The 21086-nt window shown below is 62.4% G+C and carries 20 protein-coding genes; 12 read left to right on the top strand and 8 right to left on the bottom strand.

Annotated elements, in window-relative coordinates; all coding sequences use genetic code 11:
• Nucleotides 1-59: 59 nt before the first annotated feature.
• The 6 genes from A1D30_RS11025 to A1D30_RS11000 all read right to left on the bottom strand — a co-directional run bounded on the left by A1D30_RS11025 (nt 60) and on the right by A1D30_RS11000 (nt 3887).
• Entirely contained in the window at nt 60-1124 is a 1065-nt protein-coding gene (locus A1D30_RS11025) for a DUF932 domain-containing protein (RefSeq protein ID WP_016448286.1), read from the bottom strand.
• Between the two features lie 261 nt (nt 1125-1385).
• Complete coding sequence (locus A1D30_RS11020; protein ID WP_016448285.1) at nt 1386-2390, bottom strand: toprim domain-containing protein; 1005 nt, start codon at nt 2388-2390, stop codon at nt 1386-1388.
• A complete protein-coding gene (locus A1D30_RS11015) occupies nt 2377-2562 on the bottom strand; it encodes a hypothetical protein (RefSeq protein WP_016448284.1) in 186 nt (61 codons plus the stop codon). The genes A1D30_RS11020 and A1D30_RS11015 overlap by 14 nt, the downstream gene beginning before the upstream one ends.
• A gap of 62 nt (nt 2563-2624) precedes the next feature.
• On the bottom strand, nt 2625-2954 hold the full coding sequence (locus A1D30_RS11010; protein WP_016448283.1) for a hypothetical protein: 330 nt from the start codon (nt 2952-2954) through the stop codon (nt 2625-2627).
• Between the two features lie 11 nt (nt 2955-2965).
• Nucleotides 2966-3214 carry a hypothetical protein gene (locus tag A1D30_RS11005; RefSeq protein WP_016448282.1) on the bottom strand — a complete coding sequence of 83 codons (249 nt, stop codon included), beginning with the start codon at nt 3212-3214 and terminating at the stop codon, nt 2966-2968.
• Between the two features lie 70 nt (nt 3215-3284).
• Nucleotides 3285-3887 (bottom strand): hypothetical protein, encoded by a 603-nt coding sequence (locus A1D30_RS11000; protein ID WP_016448281.1) that lies wholly within the window; start codon nt 3885-3887, stop codon nt 3285-3287.
• Between the two features lie 493 nt (nt 3888-4380).
• Here A1D30_RS11000 and A1D30_RS10995 point away from each other — a divergent pair, with 493 nt between their 5' ends.
• From A1D30_RS10995 to A1D30_RS10980, 4 genes are all read left to right on the top strand, one after another.
• Nucleotides 4381-5160, top strand: a complete 780-nt coding sequence (locus A1D30_RS10995) for a hypothetical protein (RefSeq protein WP_016448280.1) — start codon at nt 4381-4383, stop codon at nt 5158-5160.
• 389 nt (nt 5161-5549) lie between these two features.
• Nucleotides 5550-5786: an AlpA family phage regulatory protein gene (locus A1D30_RS10990; RefSeq protein WP_016448279.1), complete on the top strand. Its 237-nt coding sequence runs from the start codon at nt 5550-5552 to the stop codon at nt 5784-5786.
• Nucleotides 5787-6284: 498 nt separating this feature from the next.
• Nucleotides 6285-7127 (top strand): pantoate--beta-alanine ligase, encoded by an 843-nt coding sequence (panC, locus tag A1D30_RS10985; protein WP_063460686.1) that lies wholly within the window; start codon nt 6285-6287, stop codon nt 7125-7127.
• Between the two features lie 128 nt (nt 7128-7255).
• The gene (locus A1D30_RS10980; RefSeq protein ID WP_016448277.1) at nt 7256-7777 is read left to right on the top strand and encodes an N-acetyltransferase; all 522 of its coding nucleotides are present in this window, start codon (nt 7256-7258) and stop codon (nt 7775-7777) included.
• A gap of 427 nt (nt 7778-8204) precedes the next feature.
• Here the strand turns inward: A1D30_RS10980 and A1D30_RS10975 are convergent, their stop codons facing one another.
• Nucleotides 8205-9146 (bottom strand): LysR substrate-binding domain-containing protein, encoded by a 942-nt coding sequence (locus tag A1D30_RS10975; protein ID WP_199865952.1) that lies wholly within the window; start codon nt 9144-9146, stop codon nt 8205-8207.
• Between the two features lie 86 nt (nt 9147-9232).
• Between A1D30_RS10975 and A1D30_RS10970 the strand changes: the two genes are divergently transcribed.
• Genes A1D30_RS10970 through A1D30_RS10960 form a run of 3 tightly spaced genes read left to right on the top strand, consistent with a single transcriptional unit; the run spans nt 9233 to nt 12192 of the window.
• Nucleotides 9233-10042, top strand: a complete 810-nt coding sequence (locus A1D30_RS10970; RefSeq protein WP_063460685.1) for a citryl-CoA lyase — start codon at nt 9233-9235, stop codon at nt 10040-10042.
• Complete coding sequence (locus tag A1D30_RS10965; protein ID WP_063460684.1) at nt 10039-11175, top strand: CoA transferase; 1137 nt, start codon at nt 10039-10041, stop codon at nt 11173-11175. Before A1D30_RS10970 ends, A1D30_RS10965 begins: the two co-directional genes overlap by 4 nt.
• A 21-nt stretch (nt 11176-11196) precedes the next feature.
• Nucleotides 11197-12192 carry a tripartite tricarboxylate transporter substrate binding protein gene (locus A1D30_RS10960; RefSeq protein WP_063460683.1) on the top strand — a complete coding sequence of 332 codons (996 nt, stop codon included), beginning with the start codon at nt 11197-11199 and terminating at the stop codon, nt 12190-12192.
• A gap of 237 nt (nt 12193-12429) precedes the next feature.
• Here A1D30_RS10960 and A1D30_RS10955 read toward each other — a convergent pair whose 3' ends face one another.
• Nucleotides 12430-12969: a TetR/AcrR family transcriptional regulator gene (locus A1D30_RS10955; protein WP_199865951.1), complete on the bottom strand. Its 540-nt coding sequence runs from the start codon at nt 12967-12969 to the stop codon at nt 12430-12432.
• A 382-nt stretch (nt 12970-13351) separates the two neighbouring features.
• Between A1D30_RS10955 and A1D30_RS10950 the strand changes: the two genes are divergently transcribed.
• The 5 genes from A1D30_RS10950 to A1D30_RS10930 all read left to right on the top strand — a co-directional run bounded on the left by A1D30_RS10950 (nt 13352) and on the right by A1D30_RS10930 (nt 21086).
• Nucleotides 13352-15097 (top strand): DUF1302 family protein, encoded by a 1746-nt coding sequence (locus tag A1D30_RS10950; protein ID WP_063460682.1) that lies wholly within the window; start codon nt 13352-13354, stop codon nt 15095-15097.
• Between the two features lie 18 nt (nt 15098-15115).
• Entirely contained in the window at nt 15116-16480 is a 1365-nt protein-coding gene (locus A1D30_RS10945) for a DUF1329 domain-containing protein (RefSeq protein WP_063460681.1), read from the top strand.
• Nucleotides 16481-16518: 38 nt separating this feature from the next.
• A complete protein-coding gene (locus A1D30_RS10940) occupies nt 16519-17616 on the top strand; it encodes a YCF48-related protein (RefSeq protein WP_063460680.1) in 1098 nt (365 codons plus the stop codon).
• 65 nt (nt 17617-17681) lie between these two features.
• Nucleotides 17682-20093: an MMPL family transporter gene (locus tag A1D30_RS10935; RefSeq protein ID WP_242421856.1), complete on the top strand. Its 2412-nt coding sequence runs from the start codon at nt 17682-17684 to the stop codon at nt 20091-20093.
• 27 nt (nt 20094-20120) lie between these two features.
• Nucleotides 20121-21086, top strand: coding sequence for a hypothetical protein (locus A1D30_RS10930; protein WP_063460678.1), 966 nt, complete (start codon nt 20121-20123; stop codon nt 21084-21086).

Here is a 21086-nt window from a genome sequence, read left to right as displayed (position 1 = left end):
TTCTGTGCCAATGGCGGGCTGCAGGAGGGATTGACCCTCCTGCAGCCGCGACACGTTTCTCAGGCGGCTTCGGCCAGCGGCTTCCACTCGGATGCCGACAACTCGATGAGCTTGCCGCCCAGGACCTCGAACTCTGTGGCCCGGTCGTAGTCCTCGACTTCCTGGCTGAAATGCGTGACCGCGTTCACCAGGCCGTAGCCCGACAGATCGCCACCTGCCACCAGGTGGCGCAGCACCCCTGACCGTTCCGCTTCGTTGAGCGTATAGCGCTGGGCCAGCACCTCCACACTGTGCACCGGGTCGCCGACGAGCTTGATGCCCATGGTCCTTTGCATCTTGGCCGCAGCTTGATGGAAAGTCACTTCCGACACCGCTGCCTGCACGACGTCGCGGACCTTGAGGAAGAACGCTTTGTCGTCGGCCTGCAGGGTGTCGTCCTGGTAGACCGTCACGCCTTCATCGTCCTGTGCGAGAGAACGCCCGACGTGCGTCTTGCGCAGGGCGCGGTCGGCGACGATGAGGCCGTTGCGGCACACCAGGCGATAAAGCAGCGGCTGCACAGACAGCGTGCCCTGGCCCACCTCGGAATTCGAGATAGCGATGCCTGCCTGCACGATGTCGCCGGGCGCCATCTCGAACTTCAGCTGCGGCGTGACGCACTTGATGTACATGCGCGTCTCGGTCAGCTCCACGGACTCGAACCGGAGGTCGGGCAGGCCCTTGAGGATGGGCAGGACATGCACGGCCAGGTCGTAGTTGTCCAGACGCCGGTAGCGGTCGGACAGCACGGCGCGCACCTGTCCGTCGAGGGTGCGCAGCAGGCGCCGGTCGGGCTCGCTTTGCAGCCAGGTGTTGACGTTGCGGTCCAGCAGCGCCGGCTGGCTTTCGCGCATGCGTTCGAAATAGGCATACGGGATGTTCAGCTTGTCGGCGAGTTGTCGGCGCGCGAGCGATGTCACGCCATATGCCGCCGGTCCGCTTGCCTCCTCGACCACGAGGGTCGTTCCACCGCCTTCGCTAGTGCTGTGGCGCACGAGCGGCGAGGACACCACCAGATCCTTCTTGGTGTCGAGCTGGCGCTCCAGCTCCTGGGCCAGATTCAACAGGGTACGTCCACTTCTCATGACAATCTCCTTCGGAAAGAAAGAAGCGGGAACGGCAGAGCCCCGGCGGGGATGCGCATCCCCGCATGGGCTGATGAAGGACCGGCGTGAGCCGGCCCGCGATCGCGCAATCTGGTTGCGCGCAGAACTCCCAGGCTGCCTTCGCCGCGTGAACGGCCTGGTCTGGCAGCGACCAGGGGAGAAACCTTTTCAGCGCAGACGCGCGGGAGGCGAATCTGCGTTGAAAAGGCGGGATGGGCGAGATGCCCATCCCAGCAAGGGTCACGCGGCCTGCAACAGCAGGGCTTCCTGCCGCTGCCGCCAGACGTCGGCCCAGTCGGAGCCGATGCGCCGGGGCAGATGCGGGCGCACTTCGCGGCGACCGCGGTGACAGGGCTCCCTCATGAGCCGGCGGGCGAGCGCGTAGGTGCTGGCTTGGCCGGTGAAGTCGCCGTCGGCATCGTTGTCGCCGTAGATGCCCACGCTGACGACTGTCTCGGGGATCCAGATCTTTTCGAGGTTGCCTGCGCTGAGTGCGCACCACACGGGCCTGCCGGTCGCCAGGAACACCGCGATGCCGGTCTCGATACCTTCGCAGACCGCGAGGTCTTCGGTCGCTTCGGCCAGCCGCACGGCGGCACCAGCAAAGCCACTGCTCAGCACCTTCTTTGCATCCGGCGCATCGAGCTTTCGGCCATCGCGCAGATAGGTGCGGTGCAGCGTCACCGCGCCCTGCGCGTCCTGCACGCTGGCCAGCATGGCGGGGTATTCCGCGACCTTGCGGGACTTGGCTGCCCCCTCCTTCTGGTAGTAGCCCAGCGCGGGGTGGAAGCGCAGCGAGGGCGGATAGTTACGGAGCGCGAGTCCTCGGCCACGCAGGTAGCGGTCCACCTCGTCGCCGAGGGTGATGGGCCGCGCCTCGTTCCAGATGCGCTGCGCAAGCTTCTTCATCCGGTCCGGTGTCGGCTCATCGGCCGGCCTGGCCGGAGGCAGAACCCCCAGCAGTTTCTCGACGGCGCACAGCGCGGTGTGGAAGTCCATTCCCTTGCATGCCTGCAGCAGCTTGAAGCCGCCGCCTGGACCGCACTTGCGGCAGTGGTAGTTCCCTTCGCCGAATTTGTCGGTGTACTGGAACCGGTCCTCTCCGTCGCAGCACACGGGGCAGGCCATGGGCTTGCGTTTGAGCATGCGTTCGTCCAGCCCCATGGCACCGAGAATGTCGGTCCAGCGCCCGTGCGCACGGCGTTTGGTCGCGTCCACACGGGCGGCGTATTCAGCGTTCTGCATGGCGGTCTCCGTCCTGCTCCCGCTCTTCGGCCGGGTGCCCAGTCGCGATGTGATGCGCGCCTGCTAGCCGGGCGCTCTTCAGCACTTTGGTGGCCGGCGTGAACCGGTCGGCGAAGGCGCGGCGCTCGGGGCGCAGGGTGCCTTCTTGCTCGATGCGTACTTGGATCTTCATGGAGATCTCCTGTGAGGCCAGGACTCTGCCCCAGCGGGACGGTCCGCTGGCTGTGGCGAAAATCAGGCAGTGCCATCGATGTCGCGGGACACCGATGCAGTGAACAGCTGGCCGCAGGCCAGTGCCTGGGCCAGGCCGTGCTGCTCGAAACTCGAGGGAAGCAGGTGCCGGCTGTCCAGGATGTCGCCGTGCATGTCCAGGCGCTCGACCTTGAAGCCCAGCGGGTGCCAGTGCACGCGGTAGATCAGCCTGTCGGCACCGGCAATGACGAAGGCCCTGCCGGCCTGGCCGGTCACGACTTCGCTTTCCTTGACGAGGTATTCGATGTCGTCCAGCGCCCTGACGGGGAGCAAGGCCTCCGACGGCTTCGGGTGGCGTGCGGCGTAGTGCATGGTTTGACCCTTCATTCGTTGTCCGGCCCACAGGCCGGACGGGAAATCGCCGCCGTGGCGCCGAGGCGGACAGTCCGTGCATCGGCCGCAAGCGGCGGCTTGCCTTCCGCTGCCACGCCCGCAGGCGCGGAGCAGTGAGGTGGCGTGTCCTCGCGCATGGCTTCTTCCATCGCGATGGCATCCTGGTAGTCCAGGTGGCTGGCGAACCCATAGGCCACGAAGATCGCCAGGAGGCAGAGAACGTCCTTCCATTCGGTCATGGCGGACTCCTTTCAAGTTGCAGGGTGGGGCGGGGCGCGCCCCAGGGGTTGGGGCTTCAGGCCGGAGCAGTCAGGCGAAGAGATCGCCCTCGAGGGCGGTGCGCCGGATCGCTTCGTTGATCCACTGAGGGTTGCGGGCCAGACGGGACTCGATCCATTCGGGGTGGTCCACGATGGCCTCACGCACCCAGCTCGGGTAGCGCATCAGGGTTTGGCGAAGCCAGCTGCGCACGGCACAGCGGATGACGTCCCGGACTTCCTCGACGTCGACCAAGCCGCAATACGGCAGGGGCGACAAAGGGCTGCAGCCCACCACGCGAAGGCAGGAGACGAAGCTGAATGGCTTGCGATCCTTCTCGCGCTCGGTGAACACCCAGCGCAGCGTGTCGAACTTCTCTTCGAGCGGTGTCTCGGGATCTGCCAGTCGGCCGATCTCCTTGAGCAGCCGCCAGTGCAGCAGCACGATGTCTTCCTCGCTCCATTCGACGGGGGACCTGTCGTCCGGGTCATCGAGCATTGCCGCGGCAGTCGCGGGTGGAACGACGTGCGCATTTCCAGCCTGCAGCCGTTCAAGCAGGACCTGGAAGGCCGTCCGCTCGGCGTGCATGCCTTCGGGCAGGATCCCGATCGGCGGGCAAGTACGGATCTCGGATGAGATGCTGGGGCTCAGCATGGTTGGCTCCTTGGGATGACGGCAGGAGCCAACGCACCGATCTAGAGGCTGTTAGCCCCCAGGGGGTGGATGAATGAACGGATCCGTGTGGCGGATCAGGGATTCCAAGGCTGGCTTGGACACGGCGCGATGCGCCGTGGGGCCGGTGCGCCAGCGACCGGCAGGGAGAAAGCTTTCGGCACCAGGCCGAGGGCGTGGGAGCCCCCGGGGCTGGCCTCGAAAGCCGCCGGCGGGAAGCATGCGTAGAGACAGCGATCCCGAGCGTGCCGTGCTCAGACCGTGCCGACGGAACTCCAGGGCTTGCCAGGGGTGCAGGGCCAGCTACTGCATGGCTCCCACGGTAGGGGCCGAACCCTTATGCGTCAATGCCCGAAGCGCCATCAGTCCGCCCCGATGCCGAAAGCAGCCTGACTTCGTGGCCGTTTCGCGTGGCGATGCGCCAAGGTCTTGCCGATCATTTCTCCGAAGCTCGTTGCACCAGGAGAAGATGACTATGGCCGACCTCGATTTCGTCAAGCACGACCAGGGGGGTGTCAATGCCCGCATCCTTGCCCGAGAAACCAAGGCCGACTTCCGGCGAGTGGAGGCCGCGAGCCTGAAAATCAAGGCCAGTTTTGCGAGCGCCGAGGGCAAGCGCCTGTTCATCCGGTACTTCAATACCTTTCAGCTGGGCATCCATTTCATCTCGGTGATCTCACGAACCCGGCTCAATCATGAAGACGTCGCGAAGGTCGAGACGCTCATCCGAGAACAGGTGGACAAGGTTGCCGAGCAACTGAACCAAGCTATTGACGGGGCCGAGGCTCTGTTTAAAGCCAACGGCATCACGAGCGTCGCTACCTATGACACGGTTGCCCTGGAACTGGAGGTGGGCGTGCTGTCCTCCAGCAGTCGCAGGTATCTTGAGATCCTGGGCAAGTTGGATCAATTGATGCCTTTGCTGCAGACCCTGGAAATCCATGAGGTCATCACAGCGCAGGCAGTCGACATCGAGCGGGCTGCGCTCAAACGCAGGGTGCGCGACGTCGCGAACGGTGCCCGAAATCTGGCGTCGCGGTTGCGGCGCGAGATGAATGCACTAGATAGTCGTCGCCCAGCCAGCGACATGGAAACGATGGCAGATGCACAAGAGCCTAGCGGTGGAGCAGGACAGGGTGACGTCGGCAACCTGACTGAGTTTCCAAGGGAACACGAGGGTCTTGCCGGGGCTGGCGCTGCTACTGGGAGGTTGGAAGACCCAAAGCGCGATGAGCTCACAGCGGATCCCCAGTAGAGAGAAGGCATCGCCATGCACAAACGGAAGCGCTTGCGAGGGTTTTTCTCCGCACTGCTCATACTAGGGCGCCAGCAAGCACGTGAAGCTTGTAGAGTAGACGGCAGCAATGGAGATGCTCATCGGGCCTTCCATTGCCCGCCCAGCAAGATGGGCACGTCGCAGTCGTCACCTGCCTGCTGACAGCCTTGGGAGGCTTCCTGAAGTGTGCTGGCGATTCGTGCATGCGCGCGCGTCGTCCCACGTCTCCCCCTCTTTGCCCGACCGGACCGTCGGCAAAGATGCGTAAGTCCTGCGTTCCTTGGCAGCGGAACCCTTTCGACCAACACCGCTGCGACAGAGCTGGTTATCCCTCAGATCTCGGACATAGATCCGGGAAAGGAATGATCATGCAAGACACTTCTTCGCTTAAGCCCGTGCGCTCCGGCCAGCACACCGATCTCATGACGCTACCCCACACTGGCTTTGTGCGCCAGAGCCTGCTGCTCAGATTCGTACCATTTTCCAAATCAACGCTCTGGAGGCGGGTGAAGGCGGGTCTGTTCCCTGCGCCTGTCCGGATTTCCGTCGGCATAACGGCATGGCGGGCAGAAGATGTCCGTCACTGGATCGCGGAGCAGAAATAGCCGCGTATTGATAGCTTGGTAGGCAAGAGGTACATCCCCATTCTCCTGCAAGGTAAGTAGGGGAGGCGGGGCGATACAGCCTCGAATCTATTGCATGAAGGGGCGGAGTAAGACTTGGATCGCTGGCGGTGCAGGGCGAGCGCGAGGTGGAGCCAATCCTGAGAGTCTGCGCAAGATTTTGTTTGCAGCGCGAAGTAGAGGGAGAGATCGCTGAGCACACAGTCGGTTGCGTGTCAGCGTGCAAGCGGTCTGTCCGCCTCTGAGAGGAAGTCGGATGATTTCCTTGAAGAATTCCGAGAAAATTCCATATTTGCCAAACTCACGTGCAGGCCCTGCACCCGATCGAAGGCCCCATCGGCGACGAAACGCATGATGTCCCAGCTGCCGCGCAGGGCCGTCCAGCCCCCCGCCGTCCTCGTCGAACGCTAGTCCGTTGACGCGGCCTGAGCCCTTGGCCACCTTCCCCGACAATTAGCTCCGCGCCTGATGAATCCACCCATGCAAATCGTCCACACCATCTCTGACCTGCGCGACGCCCTGGCGGGTCGCGGCCGTCCCGCCTTCGTGCCCACCATGGGCAACTTGCACGACGGCCACTTGGCCCTGGTGCGCCAAGCCAAGCCGTTGGGCAGCGTCATGGTGGTCAGCATTTTTGTCAACAGGCTGCAGTTCCTGCCGCACGAGGACTTCGACAGCTACCCGCGAACGCTGGAAATAGACGCTGGCAAGCTGCACGCCGAGGGCTGCGACGTGCTGTTCGCGCCTGCCGAAAAAGACTTATACCCGCAGCCGCAAACCTTCAAAGTGCAGCCCGATCCGCGACTGGCTGACATCCTGGAGGGACACTTCCGTCCAGGCTTCTTCACCGGCGTGTGCACGGTAGTGATGAAACTGCTGGCCTGCGTGTTCAGCGGCGGCCCGGGCACGGCCGTGTTTGGGCGCAAGGACTACCAGCAGGTCCTGGTGATCCGCCGCATGGTGGAGCAGTTCGCGCTGCCCATCGACATCGTGACCGGCGACACCTGCCGCGCCGGCGACGGTCTGGCGCTGAGTTCGCGCAACGGCTATCTGGACGAAGCAGAACGTGCCCAGGCCGTGCAACTGAGCCAGGCGCTACGCGCGCTGGCCGATGCGGCGCTGCAGCTAGGCGCCAGCCTGCCCGCGCTGGAGGCCCAGGCGGTGGAGCGCCTGCGCAAGCAGGGCTGGCAGCCCGACTACCTAACCGTGCGCCAGCGCGCTGACTTGCTGCCGCCTGCAGAGGCTCCGCAGCCGGGCCAACTCGTGGTTCTGGGCGCGGCGCGCCTGGGCGGCACGCGGCTGATCGACAACTTGGAATTCTGAGCACCGCACCCCGGCCCGTCCTACTCGCGGTTCATACCTTTCCAGTTTGGAAAAGGACAGTTTTATGGAGCCGCACAGGGGGCGGCTGTGCACACGAACATGAGCAATCAACATACGATGGATACGCCGTGACCCTCAAGATCCGCAACGAAACAGCATCCGATGTAGCGGCCATCGAGGCCGTCACGATAGCGGCGTTCCATGATGCCGAGCACACCAGCCACACTGAGCACTTCATTGTGAACGCGCTGCGTCATGCGGGGCAACTCACGCTGTCGCTGGTGGCTGACGACGATGGAGCGGTGGTCGGCCATGTGGCGATCTCGCCGATACGGCTCTCCATTGGCCCTGCGGATTGGTTCGGCCTGGGGCCGTTGTCGGTCTTGCCGCAGCGGCAGAGGCAGGGGATCGGCGTGCAACTCATGAACCATGCCATAGCGCAACTGCGTTCGATGGGCGCGTCGGGCTGCGTGCTCCTGGGAGATCCGCACTACTACCAACGCTTTGGTTTCAAGGCCGAGAGCGCACTGGTGCTGCCCGATGTGCCGCCTGAGTACTTTTTGGCCATTGCCTTCGAAGGGGCAATTCCGGCGGCTGTGGTGGCCTACCACGATGCATTCAACTTAAAAGCCGCAGAAATGTGCCGCTGAGTCAGCACGGGCGCGGCCTTGAGCTGATTCGGCACACTCACCCTACGGATGAAGCAAAACGTAAGGTGCTGACAACGCGCGGGTCAATTGCCGAGACCCCACAGATGTAGGCGGTGGATACGCTGGGTGGGCGCGTGCGCGTCCAACGGAAGGGAAGCGGGGAGGCCACGCCGCAGGAGCTGCCGCGCGCCATCCATTCAGGGGAGGGAATCGCGCGCGGGCGGCGCAGGCAGCTCACAACTTGTTAGCGTTTCATTGCATGGAGGCTTCGTTTCCCGCACTCTTGAGGCTTACCCAGAGTCAACAACGCCAACAAATGCTCGACGTTTGCGACTGATCAACGGTATTCAGAATGAATCTCCCGTGAGTGCCAGATGAGCCTTCCCGGTGATAGCAGAGTGCATTCATGGGACGGGTCGCCGTGCCTCTAGCGATTGCGCTGCAGGGGCTGAAAATCGGCAGCCGTCGTGACCTCCCGGATGATGGAAGCGAGCGTGGCCTGGGCGGGGTCCACGGGTGCCCCCTTCAGCCGTACGAGACCAGGCGTGCGCATCGGCGTGGGGCTTTCAAGAGCAATGATCTTGAACCCACTGTCTCCCTGGACTGCATGGCGCGACACAATAGTTGCCAGATGACTCTGGCGTACCGTGCCGAGCATGGCTGTGATGGAGTCAGACTCAGCGCGCACAATGGGCGTCGCCCCCGCTGCAGCAAATGCCTCTTCAATCATGCGCCGCGTGGTGTAGCGCGATGATGGGAGGATCATCTCGCGCCGGTGCAACTCCACCATCCTCATGCGCTTGCGGCTGGCCAGGGGATGTTTCGCGCCCACCAGCAGCACCAGTTCTTCGTTGCACAACGGCTCGAAGCTGAGCTTGGGCTCATCGCCGGGGTGGTAGGAGATGGCGATGTCGAACTCGCGTTGCAAGACCTTGCGCGAGATGCTGGCGGCCGTATCTTCTTCCACCGTCAGCCGCACGGCCGGGTGCCGTGCAGTGAATGCTGTGATGGCGCGTGGAATCACATGGATGTCGAACGTCGGCGTCGTGCCCACGCGCAGTTGGCCGGTGAGTTCGGGCGAGGCCGGGCTCAGCAACGCTATGGCGATGTCCAGTTCTCCCAGCGCGTGCACCGCACGCGGCAGGAACAGCTCGCCCGCTGCGGTGAGGGCCACGCTGCGCTTCGTTCGCTGGAAGAGAGCCTGGCCCAGCTCCTCCTCGAGCTGGCGTATCTGGTGCGACAGCGTCGACTGCGTCACGTGCACTTGCGCGGCAGCGTGGGTGAAGTTCAGCCGCTCTGCCAGGGCGATGAAGTACCGCAGGTGTCTCAGTTCCATGGCCATCCCCAAATAATCGACAGCATCAATCATAGTCAGCGAAATAAGTCATTTGCCCGATTGCTCCGTGCGACCAAGAATGCGGCACGCCCACCGTTGCGGCGTCTGGAGACATCGACATGAAGATTGGCAAGCAGGAGCCGTTCAGCACCATCGCGACATCGGACGCAGACTCCATCACCATCCGCGGCAAGGATCTGTGCAGCGAGCTCATCGGCAAATTGAACTTTGCCGATTTCTATTTTTTCCTGCTGACCGGCGAGATGCCTACGCCGCAGCAAAGCTTCTTCGTCAACGCGACCCTTGTCACCATTGCCGAGCATGGACTGACGCCCACGGTCCAGGCTGCGCGCATGACCTACGACGCCGATCCAGCCGCCCTCCAGGGTGCTGTGGCTGCAGGCATTCTTGGCGCCGGCTCCGTGGTCATGGGCACATCCGAACTGTGCGGGCGTTTCCTGCACGAGATCATCACATTGGCCGAGACTGACAGTCGGCCGCTGAAAGACGCGGCGCTCGAGAAGGTCACGCAGTTACGCGAGGCCAGAAAGACCGTGCCGGGCTACGGCCACCCACTGCACACGCAGGGCGACCCGCGCACGCACCGGCTGCTGGCCCTCGCCAGGGAGCAAGGTGTGACGGGCAGATACATCGAGGCTCTGTGCACCGTCGAGCAACTGCTGCCCCAAGTCTATGGCCGTCCGCTGTTGGCCAATGCTTCCGGGTCGATCCCTGCTGTGCTGCTGGATGTAGGGTTTCCCGTCGGAGCGTTGAAGGGCATTCCCATCCTGGCGCGCACTGCCGGTCTGTTGGGCCACTTGCACGAGGAAGCCACGCGGCCTATCGGGTTCTACATGTACAACGTGGCAGACGAAAGCATCACCTATGACGGGCCGCCGCCCAGATCCCTACGGAAGGATCTGGCATGAGCGGGGTGCTGCACGGCTTGCGCGTGATCGAGATGGGGACTTTCATCACTGGCCCGGCTGCCGGAGTGCTGCTGGCCGACCAGGGGGCCGACGTTGTGAAGGTCGAGAAACCCGGCACAGGAGACCCGTTTCGGATGTCGGCAGACGGAAGCTTGTACGACACCAACTTCCAGGCCTTTAACCGCAATAAACGCAGCCTCGCGCTCGACACTGTCGATCCACAGGATCTTGCCGTGTTCGACGCATTGATTGCCGATGCAGACGTGTTCATTCAGAACTTTCGTCCAGGTGCGGCAGAGAAACTCAATGTGGGTGCGGAACGGCTGCGATTCATCAATCCACGATTGGTGTATTGCGCCATCAGCGGCTTCGGGCCTGACGGTCCAGGCGCCAACCAGCCTTGCTATGACACAGTGGCGCAGGCCGCCAGCGGCTATTTGGACCTGACGCTCAATCCCGGCAACCCGCGCGTGTGCGGTCCTGCGGTGGCCGATTCGATCACGGGGATGTACGCGGCCTACGGAATCCTGGGCGCGCTGCATGAGCGGCAACGCACTGGCCGGGGACGGCTGGTGGAGGTGGCCATGGTGGGTGCGATGGCGCATTTCAACATCGACGCCTTCACGCACTACTACGGTGACGGCGAGCTGATGACTCCATACAGTCGGCCGGGTGCGTCGCAGGCACACGTGCTCACCTGCAAGGATGGCAAGCGCGTGGCGCTGCACATGTCCTCACCGCTCAAGTTCTGGGAGAACCTGGTGCGCGCCACCGGCCATATGGAGCTGCTGGACGATCCGCGCTTCAAGCAGCGCGGCGAGCGCATACGTAATCACGGCGAAGTAATTCGCGTGCTGGATGGCTACTTCAAGGAGTACGACCGATCCGAGTGGTGCATCCGTCTGAAGGAACATGACGTGCCACATTCGCCGGTCTACGACGCGAGTGAGGCACTCAATGATCCGCAGGCGCTGCACATGCAGCTCAGGCAGGCCGCAGAACGACCTGGACGCGGGATCTTTACAGCCGTGAGAAATCCGGTGATCTACGACCGCTCGCCGCCCGCGAGACTCGTACCGCCGCCGGAGCTGGACGAGCATCGCAGCGAGTTGCTCGCGGGGCTCAAGTACTAGTCAAACAACAAAGGAGACAACATGTTCACGTACACCCATCGACTTCTTGCACGGGCGGCCATCACGCTGGCCTGCGGCCTCGCAGCCGTCCTTTCCGCCACCCAGGCACTGGCACAAGACTATCCAAACAAGCCTCTAAAGCTCATCGTGCCTGCGGGTGCTGGCACGTCCACCGACATCGTGGCACGCCTGATGGGCGAAGGTCTCGCGCGTGAGCTTGGTCAGCCCGTGGTGGTGGAGAACAAGACTGGAGCTAGCGGCAACATCGCGCACGAGTTGGTCGCGAAGTCACCTGCGGACGGCTACACCTTGATCCTGACCAACACTGGGCCGTTCTCCATCAACAAGGCCCTCTACAAGAAGATTAATTTCGATCCCATCAAGGACTTCACGCCCCTGACCATGATTGGCTACACGCCCACCTTGCTGCTGGTGCGGGCCAACGCCCCGTGGCACAGCGTGGCTGAACTGGTGCAATACGCCAAGGACAACCCCGACAAGGTGACCTACGCATCCGCAGGCAACGGCACCACCGGTCACTTGGCGGGAGAACTCGTCAAGGCCACGAGCAATACGAAGATGGTCCATGTGCCATATAAGGAGGGAGCACAGGCCGTCACGTCAGTTATCGGGGGGCAGACCGATTTCATGTTCTACCACCCGGCCGTGGCGATGCCGCAGATTCAAGCTGGCAAGCTGCGCGCGCTGGGTTTGAGTAGCGTTGCCAAATCACCGGCGGCGCCAGGCGTGAAGCCGCTGGACGAGCAAGGCTTTCCAGGATTCGACTTGACCGGATGGTGGGCCGTTGCCGGTCCGGCCAGCCTGCCACCTGCGGTCATGCAAAAGCTGGTGCAAGCTGGCGACAAAGTCGTCAAGTCGGGAGATTTCCAGACCAGGCTTGCAGCGGTGGGCATTGACCCTCTGGTCATGACACAGCCGGAGTTCGCGCGCTTCGCGGCAAGCGAACTCGAGAAGTGGGGCGGTGTCGTCAGGCTTTCGGGTGCCCAGGTCGATTGACCGCGAGAGCGGCGCGGCCTGATGCGTGCGCGCTCTGATGCGGAGCAGTGCAAGGGCATCGCCCCCCCGGGGCAACGTTGCTGCCCTATGTTGCTGACCGCATTGCGCTGCTCATCGGCCCCGTGCCACCCAGTGGGCAGTTTGTGGGCTCGGGGTCACTGCGGCTTTTGGGTTCAGTACGACGCAGCAGTCATCTCTGAAAGAGATGACTGCTGAATGAACGAAGCGGCCCGATTGTCAGTTTTCAGGCAACCCTACGATCCTGAAAAAGAGCTGCTGCAGGCGCTCGACAACTTGCATGCGGCTGGCGCTTGTTTCGCCAGTCAAGGCGTCACCGACAACACCACGGAGCCCTCCAAGCAGAAAGTCGGCGGTGACTCCTGGATCGACGACGAACCAGGCACCCGCTTCTGTGCCAGCCCCGAGCAATTCCTCGAGATGCTTGCCGATCGCGTTTGGCCTTTTGTCCGGAATGTGCGGGAGAGCATCGAAAAACATGCTAACCAACGGCCCATCGTCAAGAAATCCCGTTGCGGCAGCCTTGACCCAAGCTCCGAGCTTGCCGCCCCAATCTGTTCCAGGCCATTGCCCAGTCGCCCGATCCAGGTTGCCCACATGCAGGGCATGGAACCGCTCGGCCAATGCGATATGGATGTCTTCCTTGGATGAGAAGTACAGGTAGAACGAGCCCTTCGCCACTTTCGCGCTATCAGTGATCTCCCTGATCACGGTAGCGCCCACCCCCTTCTTCAGGAACAACGCCTGGGCGGCATTCATGAGTTCTTCTCGCCGTGCTTCCGGCGGTTTCGTTCGTGGACGTGGCTGAGCTTCTATCTGCATCAAAGGGTGCGTTTCGTGGACCGGCGACCGCAGCGGACTCCATCCCTGATGCTCGACGCTGGATAGCGGCTTCGCCGCCACGCTGGATGCCGACTGCACCGCCTCCATCGGTCTTATTTTAGACGATATGGATAAATTTGTTCAAATTAGGTGAAAACCCGGAATCGGGAAGAAAATTCTAAATGCAGAATCTAAGGCAGCATACAGAATGAAGGCGAGCTGCGCTGGCCAGCCCTGACACCTCAGGGGGACGCATGGGAGGGCTGACTGAAGCTTGTGCCAAGTAGCAGGTAAATCCCCAACTGATGGAGACAAACTCATGAAAAATCGACAAACGAGGACGGCTCCCTCCCGGGCCGCAGTGCACATGATTGCCGCTGCAGCGGCATTGGTCGCAACCAGTGGTGCACACGCACTGGAGCTTGACACTGGCAATCCCGACTTCAAGGTGCGTGCCGATGCGACGGTTCGATACAACTTGGGGGTTCGTACCGAGGCACAAGACCAGCGACTGTTGAATTTTGCCACTACCGACGAAGGCAACGCTAAGTTCGGCCGTGGAGATATCGTGTCCAATAGGCTCGATCTTTTGGGGGAGCTTGACCTTAACTACAAAGGGATCTTTGGTGCGCGGATCAGTGCGGCGAGTTGGTATGACCATGCGTACCGCGACAGATCGGTGTCATCGCCAGCGGGGCAGGCGACGTCATACAACAACAACCGGTTCAACGACGGCGTCAACCGCTTTATCCACGGCCCTTCCGGTGAAATCCTGGATGCTTTTGTCTGGTCCAATTTCGATCTGGGTTCTGTTCCTGTCAACGTGAAGTTGGGTCGGCACACAGTGCTTTGGGGTGAGGGCATGTTTATCGGTGCGCATGCCATTTCTTACGGGCAGTCGCCTGTGGATGGTGTGAAGGCTGTGTCCAGCCCGGGCATCGAGACCAAGGAAACTTTCCTGCCCATCAACCAGTTGACGTTCAAGGCGCAGGTCACCGATAAGCTGTCGCTTGCGGGTCAATATGCACTGGACTGGAAATCAACGCGCGTGCCGTATGCCGGCACCTACCTGATGGGGGCTGACAACGCGCCGGGCGTGGATCGATTTGCCCTGACACCCTGCAACCCCGCTCTGGGTCCTTATTCCTGCCTGGCCATGGCCAACACTGCGGCCAAGACATCCGGCGACAAGAATTGGGGGCTTTCCGCGCGTCTGGATGTGGATGCCATCGATTCCACACTGGGTGCCTACTACCGGCAGTTCAACGATACCAATCCGGAAACGGGCATTCAACTCACCAGTTTCGCTCCGGTGTCGGCACCCTACAACGCTATCCTGGGGGCGGCACTGCCGAGTACCTTCAGGTTTGTCTACCCGGCCGCTACCAAGCTCTGGGGCCTGAGTCTTTCCAAGTCTGTGGGCCCGGTGAGTGTTGGCTCCGAAGTGTCCTGGCGCAAGAATGCGCACCTCAACTCCGTTGCCAGCTACACCTCCACCAGCACGGGGGCGACGGGAGACACTTTCCATGCCGTGGTGAACGGCACCTACGGGCTGCCCAAGACACCCCTCTGGGATACCGGCACGCTGATCGGCGAACTCGCGTACAGCCGCCTGCTGAAGGTCACGGGTAACGAGCAGTTGTATCGCGGTGTCGGGTATGCCGGTTGCGTGCGGCTCGGAACGAGCGGTGCCACCGCCCAGCCGGGGGATGTGACCGATACCTGCTCGACCAAGAACTATTGGGAGCTTGCCATGCGCTTCACGCCCCAGTACCTGGGCGTGCTGCCGTCCCTGGATGTGTCCGTCCCGATGACAGTGAGCTACGGCATTAAGGGCTCGGCCGCCACCGGCGGTGGCGGGTTTGAAGGCCTCCTCAAGTGGTCGATCGGCATTGCTGCAACCTACGCAAGCAAGCATGAATTCAGCCTGACCTATGCGGACATGTCCGTGCCGACCAAATACAACGCTGCCGGTACGGCCGCCATTGGTGGCAACGCACTCAACAGCAGCGTGGGCGCAACCGATCGTGGTCGCCTGTTTTTCACCTATAAGACCTCTTTCTGATTCCCTGGAGCTGCAATCATGAAATTCCGCAACATCCTTTCGCTGGTTGCCATTGGCCTTGCCACGCCAGCTTTCGCGGCCGTGACAGCGGAGGAGGCCAAGCAACTGGGCACCACCCTGACCCCGTTCGGAGCGGTCAAGGCAGCCAATGCCGATGGCAGCATCCCGGCCTACACCGGGGGGTTGACCAAGGCTCCTGAGGGCTTCAAGCCGGATAGCGGCTTCTGGACCGATCCGTTCAAAGACGAAAAGCCCGTGCTGCGCATCGACAGCAAGAACATGGCACAGCACGCAGCCTTGCTGAGCGAAGGGCAGAAGCACCTGCTGTCCAAGTACCCAGGGTACTACCTCAATGTGTATCCCACGCACAGAACGGCGGCCTATCCCAAGAAGATTCTGGATGCGACCGTCCGCAATGCGACCACGTGCAAGGCAACCAAAGAGGGCCTTGCCATTGAAAACGCCTGCCGCGGTGGCATCCCGTTCCCCATTCCGAAGACCGGATACGAGGTGATGTGGAACCAAATCCTGCGTTACCAGGGAGAGACCGCGATCACCACTGCGGCCTCCCGCTCCTGGGTGATTGATACTTCGGGCAAGGCCGTGGTGACGGCGGAGCAAGCGACGTTCCAGGACTTTGTGTACTACCAGACCGACGTGGCAGATCGCGATCCGGACATGGCGTGGCGGGTGTATTCGATCAGCAAGGTGCCGGCACGGCGTGCAGGCGAAATGACAGGCTTGGCAGACTATCTCGATCCGGTGGCTCGTCCGCGCAAGGCTTGGAGCTATACCCCGGGCCTGCGCCGTGTGAAGCTCTCACCTGAGTTCGCCTATGACACGCCCGTGGCCAGCATGGGCGGCGTGACTTTGTTCGACGAACTGTTCGTATTCTCCGGCATCATGGATCGCTTCGACTTCAAGCTCATCGGCAAGAAGGAGATGTACATCCAGTACAACGCCTACAAGAATCTGTACGATTGCCCGACGGCCGAAAAGGCTTTGCTGCCGAACCACGTCAATCCGGAGTGCGAGCGCTGGGAAAAGCACCGTGTCTGGGCCGTGGAAGCCACGCTCAAGCCGGGCCAGCGTCATGCGTATTCCAAGCGCATCTACTACTTTGATGAAGATTTGACCGGCGCCGCCAACTACGATGCCTTTGACCAGAATGGTCAGTTGTACCGTAGCCTGTTTCAGGCTGCTTCGCCGATGTACGACAAGCAGATCCCCTTTGCTGCGAAGAACGTGGTGTACGACTTCAACAAGGGCATGTACGCCTATGTCAACGATGTGATGGTGGGAGGCTACAAGGTGCTTCCGTCCGCGCGCAGCGAGCGCGAGATGAATCCTGAAGCCATCGTGTCGCGTGAATCTGCTCGCTGAACCTCGTGCATGACGAACCTCGATCGGATCCCCGGGCCATGACTTTCCTGCATCCTTTCCTGCGGTTGCGTTGGGCTTCCGCCGCGCTCGTTGGCGTGTGTGTACTGCTGCCGGTGCCGTGGGTGATCGCAGCGCAAGGCGCAGCCCGCCTGGATCTGATCGATGCGCCATCACGAGCCCTTGTGGCGGCGCAGCGGGCGATGGTCAGCGGGGTGGCGAGCCAAGGCGGGCGCACCATTGCGGTGGGTCCGCGCGGTTTGATCCTGCTGTCCGAAGATGGTGGGGTATCGTGGCGCCAGGTCGGCAGCCCGGTCTCCACCGACCTCACCACGGTGCGCTTCGCCAGTTCCGGCGTGGCGTGGGCCGTGGGGCACGATGCCGTGGCCCTGAGGTCGCCCGATGGCGGCGCCTCGTGGACGCGGGTGCTGGACGGGCGTGCGGTATTGACGCTGCTGCGCGATTCCGCCAAAGGCTCCGAAGAGAGGGAGGCGGAGATCCAGCGGACAGTTGGGCAATCGGCCACGGCGGACGTCTGGCCCGCGCCGTTGCTCGACATTTGGTTCGCTCCCGATGGCCTCACCGGCTTTGCCGTGGGCGGTTTCGGCTTGATCCTGAAAACCAGCGATGCCGGCAACACGTGGCAACCCTGGCTCTGGAAAACCGACAACGACCAGCGGTACCACCTCTATGCACTGGCAGGTGGGGAAGGGGGCGTCTTCGTCGCGGGTGAGCAGGGCCTTGTGATGCATCTCGATGCAACGGCTCAACGCTTCAAGCGTGTGCAGACGCCTTACAACGGCAGTTTCTTCGGGATCGCGCAGTTCGGTGCCCGCTTGCTGGCCTACGGCCTGCGTGGCAATGCCTTTGTCAGCGAGGACGCTGGGCATGCGTGGAAAAAGATCGAGACCGGTCTTGATGCCAACCTTGTAAGTGCGGTCACCCTTGAGGATTCCGCTTTTCTAGTGTCGCAGCAAGGGAGTGTGCTCGCCGTGGATTTCGCTGCCGCTCGCGCCACGGTATATGACCAGGCACCAGGTGCTGAGGTCTATGACGCCGCGATGACCGACCCCCATCGTCTGGCTCTGGCACGCCTGAACGGTGTCGGAGTCATCGCGCTCCCCACGCAAGGTAAATGAAGGCCGCAGATCCCATGGATCTGCCTCGGAAAGTTTTGATGTCTGCTCATTCCCAGCAACCCGCCATGCCGGTCGTTCGCGATCCGGCACAGTTCGACCGCAAGTCAGGCAGCCGCCTGGAGCAACTGGTGTTCAACAACCGGCTGTTGGTGTTGCTCCTGTGCCTTGCGGCTACCGCAGTGCTGGGCTACTTCGCTCTGAAGCTGGAAGTCAATGCCAGCTTTGAGCGGATGATCCCATCCTCCAGCCCGTACATTCAGACCTACTTTGCCTATCGGGAGGAACTCCCCGGGTTGGGAAACACGGTGCGGGTCGTCGTGGAGAACAAGAGCGGTGATGTCTACGACGCAGCCTACCTGGAAAAACTGCGCAAGGTCAATGACGCTCTCTACCTGATTCCAGGGGTCGACCGCTCGTGGATGAAATCGCTCTGGATGCCCATCGTGCGCTGGCGGCAGGTGACGGAGGAGGGCGTGGTGGGGGGGCCTGTCATGCCGCCGGACTACAGCGGCAGCCAGGAATCGATCGGCAAGCTCAAGGAAAACGTTGGGCGGTCAGGCATTGTTGGAAGCCTGGTGGCCAATGACGCGCGCTCTACGATGATCATCGTGCCGTTGCTGGACCGGCATCCCAAGACGGGCGAGCCGTTGAACTATGGCGAGTTCTCCCGCATCCTGGAGAAGGAGATCCGGTCGTTCGAGGACGAGAGCACCGGCATTTACATGGTCGGGTTTGCAAAGATCGTCGGCGATCTGATCGCAGGGCTCCATGAGGTGATGCTCTTTTTCGGACTCTCGGTGGCGGTCGCCGCGCTGTTTGTCTACCTCTATACCCGGTGCATCCGCAGCACCGTGCTGCTGGTGAGCGTGGCCGTTGCCGGGGTGGTGTGGCTGCTGGGGTTGATGAACCTGCTGGGCTACGAGCTGGACCCCTACTCGATCCTGGTCCCATTCCTGATTTTCGCGATTGGGCTCTCGCACGGTGCCCAGAAGATGAACGGCATCCTGCAGGACGTGGGCCGTGGGACGCACAAATACGTTGCCGCGCGCTACACCTTCCGGCGCCTCTTCATGGCGGGCCTGACGGCGCTTTTGACGAACATTGTCGGCTTCGCCGTGCTGGTGATCATCGATATCCCGGTTATTCGCGATCTGGCCCTGACCACCAGCATCGGGATCACGGTGCTGGTCTTCACCAAGCTCGTGCTGATCCCGGTGACCTTGTCCTACATCGGCGTGAGCGAGGCTGCGGCGCGCCGCGCCCTCGCCGAGGACACGACGCGCAAGCAAGGATGGCTCGGACGCACCTGGAGTGCGCTGGATCGCCTGACGGAGCGTCGCGCGGCCACGGTGACGGTGGCGCTTGCCGCCGTGATGACCGCGGTCTGCACGGTCGTGATGTTCGACCTGCGCATCGGCGACCTGGATCCGGGGGCGCCCGAATTGAGGCAGGACTCGCGCTACAACCGCGACAGTGCCTATATCACGGCCCACTACGGGCTGTCGAATGATCAGTTCGTGGTCATCATGACCAATCCTGACGATGGCTGCCGGCTGTACGGCACCTTGCAGTTGATGGACCAACTGGCCCAGGCACTGCGCCAGACCGAGGGCGTGCAGGCCACCAGTTCGCTGGCGGAGTCCACGCGCTTCATCACTGCAGCCTTGAATGAGGGCAGTGGCAAGTGGCTCACCATCAGCCGGGACCAGGGCATCACGAATGCGGCGGTGGGGGCCGCCATGATTGCGAGTCCGGACATCACCAATACCTCGTGTTCCGTCTCGCCACTGATTGCCTACCTGGCCGATCACAAGGCGGACACGCTCAAGCGCGTGCTTCAGGTGAGTGAGGCCTTTGCCGCGGAGCACAACAGTGCTTCTGCCGACGGCGGGCCGCGCTTTTTGCTCGCGGCGGGTTCCGCGGGTATCGAGGCGGCGACCAACATTGAGGTCGAGCGCGGCATCTTGCTGATGTACCTGGCCGTGTATGGCGCCACGGCGCTGCTGTGCCTGCTGACCTTCCGCAGCCTGCGCGCCACCATCGTGGCGATGGTTCCCTTGGTGATCACCACCATCATCTGCAAGGCCTTGATGGTGTGGATGGGCATCGGGCTCAAGGTGGCCACGTTGCCAGTGATCGCGGTGGGTGTCGGCGTCGGGGTGGACTACGCCCTGTACCTGCTGAGTGTGCAGATTGCGATGCAGCGCCGTGGCTCGACGCTCGCCGAGGCATACCGGAGGTCGCTCGACTTCACGGGACGCGTGGTGGCGCTGGTGGGGCTGACCATGGCCGCAGGCGTGATCACCTGGGCGTTTTCGCCGATCAAGTTCCAGGCGGACATGGGCATTTTGCTGACCTTCATGTTCCTGTGGAACATGGTGGGTGCCCTGGTGCTGATTCCCGCCTTGTCCCATTTCCTGCTCAATCCACGGCAGACCAAGTCTGCACTGCCCGCGGATGGCGCACTTCCTCTTTGACTTTTTCCTTCTCTTGGAGCAACGCCTGTGTTTGATCTGTTGATGAGTGCCGACATGATGCTGTCCGACCCGGACGGCATGGCGCAACTGTTGGTGACGAAGCTGGGCCTCCACGGCCATCCCAACTGGCGCCAAGCGTTCGATGGCCATCCCTACATTGCCCATTTCCTGCGGGTTCACAAATCGTTGGCGGTCGCCCCCACCCGCATCGAGCCGCAGTGCCACTTGGACCAACCAAACCCGGGCGATCCGATGTTCCACGACTTCCTGGAGAGCCTCAAGGCTTACCAGGGCGCGCACCGGCCCATGGTGACCCACTCGATCGTGCTGGCCGCGCGCGGCGACAAGTTCGACCTGCTGGTCGAGAAGCTCATGCGCCGGCGCCTGCGGTTCCGCATGGCACAACGCACCCCCGACATGCCGTTCGACCGGCTCTGGCTGGGCGCGACGCCCGAGGATCCCCGCTACCACCCATCGGTGGACGGCGGTCTGTGCATCGAGGTCATGCCCCTGGAGCCGCTGCAGATGCCGGCCGACACCTTCAGCGTGCCCCCGCCCGAGCCGCGCGATCCCAAGCCGGGCGACATGGTGCGAGTCACCTCGCGCGGCTACATCGTCCGCAATCTGGACGAAACCCTGCGCACGGTATCGGCCAACCTCGATTGGGAGCCTGGCAGCCCTGTGGAGTCTCTGGACAAGGAGGGGTACCGTCGCGCCCGCATGGAATTCACGGTGCCGCACAGCGCTTCGCTGGACGTGATCGAGGCGACCCGCTGGAACGGTGATGCCGGCGTCTACCTGAATTCCTGGGGGCCCGGCCCCTACTACATCCGCATCGCGGTGAACGGTCTCCAGGCCAAGGCCGAGGACCTGAAGGCACGCGGTACCCGTTTCACCTGGATCGACGAATGCGAGGCCGTGGGTGGGAAGCCGCTGATCCGGGTCGATCCGGCCGACGTGCGGGGGCAACTGTTTGAGTTCGAGGAGTATTGA

Origin of the sequence: Acidovorax sp. GW101-3H11, from assembly GCF_001633105.1 — a bacterium.
Classification (GTDB): domain Bacteria; phylum Pseudomonadota; class Gammaproteobacteria; order Burkholderiales; family Burkholderiaceae_C; genus Acidovorax.
The sequence above is the reverse complement of the archived record's forward strand: the minus strand, read 5'-3'. Positions and strand labels throughout refer to the sequence as shown.

What these genes read in the sequence shown, in the direction of transcription:
- A1D30_RS11025 (WP_016448286.1), bottom strand. Translation starts at nt 1,124, where the DNA reads ATGAGAAGTGGACGTACCCTGTTGAATCTGGCCCAGGAGCTGGAGCGC.
- A1D30_RS11020 (WP_016448285.1), bottom strand. Translation starts at nt 2,390, where the DNA reads ATGCAGAACGCTGAATACGCCGCCCGTGTGGACGCGACCAAACGCCGT.
- A1D30_RS11015 (WP_016448284.1), bottom strand. Translation starts at nt 2,562, where the DNA reads ATGAAGATCCAAGTACGCATCGAGCAAGAAGGCACCCTGCGCCCCGAG.
- A1D30_RS11010 (WP_016448283.1), bottom strand. Translation starts at nt 2,954, where the DNA reads ATGCACTACGCCGCACGCCACCCGAAGCCGTCGGAGGCCTTGCTCCCC.
- A1D30_RS11005 (WP_016448282.1), bottom strand. Translation starts at nt 3,214, where the DNA reads ATGACCGAATGGAAGGACGTTCTCTGCCTCCTGGCGATCTTCGTGGCC.
- A1D30_RS11000 (WP_016448281.1), bottom strand. Translation starts at nt 3,887, where the DNA reads ATGCTGAGCCCCAGCATCTCATCCGAGATCCGTACTTGCCCGCCGATC.
- A1D30_RS10995 (WP_016448280.1), top strand. Translation starts at nt 4,381, where the DNA reads ATGGCCGACCTCGATTTCGTCAAGCACGACCAGGGGGGTGTCAATGCC.
- A1D30_RS10990 (WP_016448279.1), top strand. Translation starts at nt 5,550, where the DNA reads ATGCAAGACACTTCTTCGCTTAAGCCCGTGCGCTCCGGCCAGCACACC.
- panC (WP_063460686.1), top strand. Translation starts at nt 6,285, where the DNA reads ATGCAAATCGTCCACACCATCTCTGACCTGCGCGACGCCCTGGCGGGT.
- A1D30_RS10975 (WP_199865952.1), bottom strand. Translation starts at nt 9,146, where the DNA reads ATGATTGATGCTGTCGATTATTTGGGGATGGCCATGGAACTGAGACAC.
- A1D30_RS10970 (WP_063460685.1), top strand. Translation starts at nt 9,233, where the DNA reads ATGAAGATTGGCAAGCAGGAGCCGTTCAGCACCATCGCGACATCGGAC.
- A1D30_RS10965 (WP_063460684.1), top strand. Translation starts at nt 10,039, where the DNA reads ATGAGCGGGGTGCTGCACGGCTTGCGCGTGATCGAGATGGGGACTTTC.
- A1D30_RS10960 (WP_063460683.1), top strand. Translation starts at nt 11,197, where the DNA reads ATGTTCACGTACACCCATCGACTTCTTGCACGGGCGGCCATCACGCTG.
- A1D30_RS10955 (WP_199865951.1), bottom strand. Translation starts at nt 12,969, where the DNA reads ATGAATGCCGCCCAGGCGTTGTTCCTGAAGAAGGGGGTGGGCGCTACC.
- A1D30_RS10950 (WP_063460682.1), top strand. Translation starts at nt 13,352, where the DNA reads ATGAAAAATCGACAAACGAGGACGGCTCCCTCCCGGGCCGCAGTGCAC.
- A1D30_RS10945 (WP_063460681.1), top strand. Translation starts at nt 15,116, where the DNA reads ATGAAATTCCGCAACATCCTTTCGCTGGTTGCCATTGGCCTTGCCACG.
- A1D30_RS10940 (WP_063460680.1), top strand. Translation starts at nt 16,519, where the DNA reads ATGACTTTCCTGCATCCTTTCCTGCGGTTGCGTTGGGCTTCCGCCGCG.
- A1D30_RS10935 (WP_242421856.1), top strand. Translation starts at nt 17,682, where the DNA reads ATGCCGGTCGTTCGCGATCCGGCACAGTTCGACCGCAAGTCAGGCAGC.